The sequence below is a fragment of the Acinetobacter lwoffii genome, assembly GCF_024129115.1.
GTDB lineage: Bacteria > Pseudomonadota > Gammaproteobacteria > Pseudomonadales > Moraxellaceae > Acinetobacter > Acinetobacter lwoffii_T.
This window is the reverse complement of sequence record NZ_JAMXXO010000042.1, coordinates 1-5,479: the sequence shown is the minus strand read 5'-3', so window position 1 is coordinate 5,479 and position 5,479 is coordinate 1. Positions and strand designations below refer to the sequence as shown.

The 5,479-nt window shown below is 38.7% G+C and carries 4 protein-coding genes and 3 pseudogenes; 1 reads left to right on the top strand and 6 read right to left on the bottom strand.

The features are described 5' to 3' along the window. Positions 1–62: 62 nt before the first annotated feature. A pseudogene (locus tag NI470_RS15395) lies at positions 63–224 on the top strand (IS6 family transposase); the annotation flags it as partial. Between the two features lie 41 nt (positions 225–265). Here the strand turns inward: NI470_RS15395 and NI470_RS15390 are convergent. The 6 genes and pseudogenes from NI470_RS15390 to NI470_RS15365 form a co-directional block, all read right to left on the bottom strand. Then, entirely contained in the window at positions 266–568 is a 303-nt protein-coding gene (locus NI470_RS15390; protein ID WP_001140620.1) for a helix-turn-helix domain-containing protein, read from the bottom strand. Then, positions 561–917: pseudogene (locus NI470_RS15385) on the bottom strand (type II toxin-antitoxin system RelE/ParE family toxin). The gene NI470_RS15390 and the pseudogene NI470_RS15385 overlap by 8 nt, the downstream one beginning before the upstream one ends. A gap of 629 nt (positions 918–1,546) precedes the next feature. Further along, positions 1,547–2,491: a copper resistance protein B gene (locus NI470_RS15380; protein ID WP_253148978.1), complete on the bottom strand. Its 945-nt coding sequence runs from the start codon at positions 2,489–2,491 to the stop codon at positions 1,547–1,549. Then, entirely contained in the window at positions 2,478–2,816 is a 339-nt protein-coding gene (locus NI470_RS15375; protein ID WP_253148976.1) for a hypothetical protein, read from the bottom strand. The genes NI470_RS15380 and NI470_RS15375 overlap by 14 nt, the downstream gene beginning before the upstream one ends. After that, positions 2,803–4,614, bottom strand: a complete 1,812-nt coding sequence (locus NI470_RS15370; protein WP_034583971.1) for a copper resistance system multicopper oxidase — start codon at positions 4,612–4,614, stop codon at positions 2,803–2,805. Before NI470_RS15370 ends, NI470_RS15375 begins: the two co-directional genes overlap by 14 nt. A 775-nt stretch (positions 4,615–5,389) precedes the next feature. After that, positions 5,390–5,479 (bottom strand): annotated as a pseudogene (locus NI470_RS15365) (IS6 family transposase); the annotation flags it as partial.

Genomic DNA, 5,479 nt, shown 5'->3' with positions numbered 1-5,479 from the left:
GGCACTGTTGCAAATAACCACGAATGGTAAGCTGAAGACTGTTTTAGCTAAAGGTGCAGCATATGAATCCTTTCCATGGTCGGCATTTTCAGGGCGAAATCATTCTTTGGGCTGTGCGCTGGTATTGTAAATATGGCATTAGCTATCGTGAACTGCAGGAAATGCTGGCCGAACGGGGTGTGAATGTTGATCACACGACTATTTACCGTTGGGTTCAACGTTATACGAATCTAAAAATGGGAGCCTATAGCTCCCATTTTTATTGTTAAACGTTGAATCCTATATGTTTTCCTGTTGGAAGCTCTACATCAATACGGAGCTTCCCACCCATTGCCTCAACATACTTTTTCATGGTTGAAATCTTAAGATCATTGCCACGATTTTCTATTGCTGAAAGCGATGGCTGTTTTATTCCCAAAGTTTCAGCAAGCTCTTTTTGAGAAATTTCGAGTTCTTCACGAATAAGATGAAGCTGATTTTCTAGCAGTAATTCATCAGCCATTTTTTGAATACGGGCTTGGCTCTCTGGAGAGCGGCTAGCTAACAATTCTTGCAGAGTCTTAGCCATTAGATTTATCTCCTAGGGTAGTGAGATGAAGTTGGTATTGTTCATCTGCAATATCCAGCATGTCTTTATAAAAACGCTTTTTACCGCCTTTATCAGCAATACATAGAACAATAGCCTGTCGTAAGGGATCAAATGCGAAGAAAGCTCTTAAGGGTCTACCGCGATGTTGAACACGCAGTTCTTTCATATTGGTAAATTTAGACTCATACACAGTATCTACTAAAGGACGGCCTAAACTCGGTCCCTGTTGCTGTAGAACAACCAGGGCAGCTAGGACCTTCTCTTGTGTAGGTTCATCTTACTGTTCAAGCCACTGATTAAATAGATCTGTCGTAATGACTGTCCACATACCACAACCAAAATATAGATTATAGTCTATATTTTAGGGGCATTATGTTTGTTTTGCAAATGAGAAAGGATAGGCAATAAAAAAGCCCGACATCCTGTCGGGCTTTTCCATATTTGGCGCTTAGATCTGACTCCTGTCTGATCTCACGTTCCTTGTTGTTCATCTTATTCTTTTTATCTGGAGCATCCTGCTCTCTATGTCTTCATGATAGGAAATTTCCAGTATTGCAGATAGCAGCAAAGGGCCGAGATTGGTATGAGCCAGGGCTTACAAAATAGCCTAAATTTTATCCCCAGAAATTGGGGATATTTTTGGTCCTGGGAAGGCCGTGGACATTAGGGAAATGTCGAATTTGAGTATTTTTTAATCGATTTTATTGGCCAAATATTACAAATCTGCTTGAAAAACACACGAGTTGTGAAAGCGTGTGTTTTTTGATCTTTGGAGTTTTGGATTTTTTGGTTTAAGTATTTGATAAATAAAATTATTTAAATGGGTTCTAACAAAAGAATTTCGTATAACCACCATTATGTTAAATGGAAGGAAGCAAAATAAGTTAACATTTTGCTTCCGGCCACATTAAGCTAGAGTTTTATTTAAATAAAGCTATTTAGTAATCATTAAATTAATTAAAATCTAAATCTAACACCAGCTCCATATAACCAACCTTTCTCAGAGTTTGATTCTATTTGCCACGACGTTTCATCATTACCTTTTGAATACTCATAGGCAATGTCGATATACGGCATGATCTTTTTACTGATTTCATAGCGAGTTTCAAACCCTGCGGTTGCACTGCTTAAACCAGTTTTTTTCGCATATTTAGAGTCATCACTAAAGATAGCATCCAACTCTAAATAAGGTTGAATAATCAACTTTTGCGTAATCAGAAAATCACGTTCCGTTTCTAGGCTAAAGCCCGCATAATTGTCTTCTCCCGCATAGAGATAAGCATCAGTTTCAAAGAAATATGGCGCCATACCATGTAAGCCAATCACCGCATCAACATTTTCTTCGGTGTCTTTGCGATGATCATTGAGTTCAACTTTTTCACTACGATAACGTGCACCAATCTGTGCATCCCAAAAGTCTGAAATCATACGGCTATATAAAAGTTTGGCATCATAATGTGCATCATGCGATTCTTCTTTATCGGCATGAATTTTAATAAAAACCTTATTTTCATCTGTGCCAATACGGGTTTCAAACTCTGACTTTAAATCACCTGTGCCATCTTCATTGACAAGCCACTTATTGTCCACTGTCGTAATCGCATAAATTTGCGCACCGTGTTCTGAGCGATGATCATAATGCGAACTCTGCTGAGCATTCGCATCTGGTACATGATGTAAATGATTAACCGTAGATGTTGCCTGATGTTGTACCTGATTCATTTGGCTATGGTTCATTTGAGAGCGATCCATTTGCATCGGCTGATATTGACTAGAAGATGTAGCAACTGTCATTTTTTCAGGCGCACTATGATCTTCACCATTATGTGCCAAACTCACTGCACTGACCATCAACAAAGAGCTTGCTAAAACAGTTTTAGAAAAAAGATTAATGGTGCGCATGTTGATCTCCTTTCTGTACTTTTTGATCTTGCTGTTTCTCTGTTGATTTGTGATGCATTGGCTGATGACCTGCATGTTGATGGTTCATCGGTGCTGAATGTGCAGCATGATTCATTTTCCCCATCATCTGCATGTGTTGTGCATGCTCTTGTGGAGAATGCTGTGAATGATCCATCTCAGACATCGCTTGATGATTCATTGATGGTACATTTTTTCCATCAGTCTGAGCAGTTGAATGATGCACTTCGTGCGCCAAACTTAAGCTTGTTAAACTCAATACCGCAACAGAAAAAAACGCTTTAAATACAAAATTAGTGATGTGCATGTCCAGCTCCTTTTTGCTCAGTTACTTGGTGAGTTTGAGTCGAATTTGTACCTTGAATTGGCGTTGTAGACACTTGTTCATCGCTAACATTTGCCACGATCAACTTGTTCATCATTCCTGCACTCATGTGATACAACAAATGACAATGGATTGCCCATTCGCCCAACTCATCCGCAGTTAATAAAGCAGTCACTGTTTTACCCGGTGGTACAATCAATGTGTGTTTATTCGGCATATCTACCGACTCTTGACCATTCTCCAACTGCATAAACATGCCATGTAAATGCATGGGGTGCGCCATCATACTGTCATTAATAAATTTGATACGGATACGCTCGCCATACTTCACTTTTAATGGCTCAGCATCGCTGAATTTTTTACCGTTAATCGTCCAAATATAACGCTCCATAGTACCGCCCAAACGCACTACTAATTCACTGCTAGCTTCACGAGTATCTTTTTGCGGTTCTAAAGATTTTAAATCACTATATTGCAAGGCTTTATTGCCCGCAGGTGTAGATGCATTTGCCCAACCATAAACCACTTGATCATTTTCTTGTGGTTTTGCTGTGCCATGCTGTGAATGATCCATTTTCGAGTGATCCATGCCTTGCATATCGCCATGGTTCATTTTTGAATGATCCATTTTCGAGTGATCCATGCCTTGCATATTGCCGTGGTTCATTTTCGAATGATCCATTCCTGCATGATCACCGCCACCATGTCCCATATCTTCCATGGTCAAAAGTGAGCGTGGACGTGGTGCAGGCATATGAATGCCATGTGTCATAGGATTTAATTCATTGTGCAGTGTACCAATCGCATAGCCTGCACGGTCAATTGACTCAGCTTCAATTTGATAATGTCCGCCTTTTGGCTCCACAATCACATCATAAGTTTCAGCTGTGCCAATACGAAACTCATCCACAGCAACAGGTTTTACAGGCTGACCATCAGCACTGACCACAGTCATTTTCAAGTTAGGAATACGGACATCGTAGAAAGACATCGCAGATGCATTCACAAAACGTAGGCGAATTTTTTCATTCGGTTTAAACATTCCTGTCCAATTTTGTTCAGGTGTTTTGCCATTAATGAGGAAGGTATAACCTGTAACATCCGACATGTCGGTTTTTAGCATACGCATCTGATTCCACATTTTGCGGTCAGACCATGTCGCTTTTATGCCATCACGTTTAACCTGCTTCCAAACATCACCCAAGGTTTCACGCTGATCTTGATAATATTCAGCTGAAATTTTAAGATCTTTCTGAATTTGATCACTGGTTTTTTCATGAAAATCTGACAACATCACCACATAGTCACGTTCAGCTTTTTCATGTGCTGCCAATGGTGTTTTACCTTTTGGATAAATCACAAAAGAACCATATAAGCCGTCCTGTTCCTGTCCTTTAGAATGAGCGTGATACCAATAAGTCCCGCTTTGGCGAATCTTGAATTTATAAACATACTCGCTTTGAGGCTTAATACCGTTAAAACCATTAAATCCCGGTACACCATCCATAATGCCCGGCAACAACAGTCCGTGCCAATGAATAGAAGAATCTTGGTTTTTTAAATTATTTTTCACGCGAATGATGGCTTCATCACCCTCTTCAAACTCAAGCAAAGGCGCAGGAAATTGACCATTTACGGTAATGCGCTTTACAGGCTTTCCAGTTGGGCTGACCACTGCTTCATCAATAACAAGCTGATATTCACGCACTTCGGCAAAAACCAAAGGCGACGATGCAAAACAAATACCTGCTAATAGGTACGAACTAATTTTATGAGACATAACTTAACCTTAATTTTTGAAAAATAAATAAATTTTAAAAAAATTGGTTAAGTTTTAGGAGGACGTGAAATTTCTTGCCAATACCCATTTAGATATTGGTTGAGGTAATAAAAATTAGGCTGATCTATAGAATAGAAGGTATCTAGGGGATCTAGCGAGCTTTGCAAAGAATGAAGACATGAGATCTGTGTCTGGCAGGATAAGCTAGAACATTCCTGACACTTTTTGTGATCTATATTCTGATTAATAGCTAAATGATTATGGCAATCGGTATTCGTCTGTACTTCGTGATTAATACCATGTTGAGTGACTTGCTGTGCTTGATCTAAACAATGATCTTGGCTCATTTCAGTTTGCATATTGATATGCATTATCTTTACTGATGCAACAGACACACTACTCCATCCTATGGCAAAAACCATAAGAAAACAAAACCAAAGTTTTTTGGAGAGATGAGTCAACACGAATGCTATCTAGGAATAGAATTTAATCCAAAATATCTTAACGGAATTTCAAATATTTACAACTCAATATAATTTAGTAGTTTCTCTAAAATTAACATAATACACGTTATACGAAATGCAATTTTATTCCTTTAAAAATCAATTTCTTATATACTATTAAAAAGCCCATTTACCCTCGAATGGGCTTTTTTAATAATTTATCATGTTACACGATAAATTAATGATCATTATTCCATGGCTTTATGTAGTCTTATTTAACGGCACTGTTGCAAATAGAGATTTGAGTCGATGATGTTCCCTTTAAAAAGTACTTAGAGACCGAAAACCCTGTTGATTAGACACACTTCACCCTGAGGCTGACCATAATAAAATGACGATGCTTGTCCTTTACGTAGTGCACG

Excerpts from the sequence above, each read along its gene's own strand:
- NI470_RS15390 (WP_001140620.1), bottom strand. The coding sequence starts at position 568 with ATGGCTAAGACTCTGCAAGAATTGTTAGCTAGCCGCTCTCCAGAGAGC.
- NI470_RS15380 (WP_253148978.1), bottom strand. The coding sequence starts at position 2,491 with ATGCGCACCATTAATCTTTTTTCTAAAACTGTTTTAGCAAGCTCTTTG.
- NI470_RS15375 (WP_253148976.1), bottom strand. The coding sequence starts at position 2,816 with ATGCACATCACTAATTTTGTATTTAAAGCGTTTTTTTCTGTTGCGGTA.
- NI470_RS15370 (WP_034583971.1), bottom strand. The coding sequence starts at position 4,614 with ATGTCTCATAAAATTAGTTCGTACCTATTAGCAGGTATTTGTTTTGCA.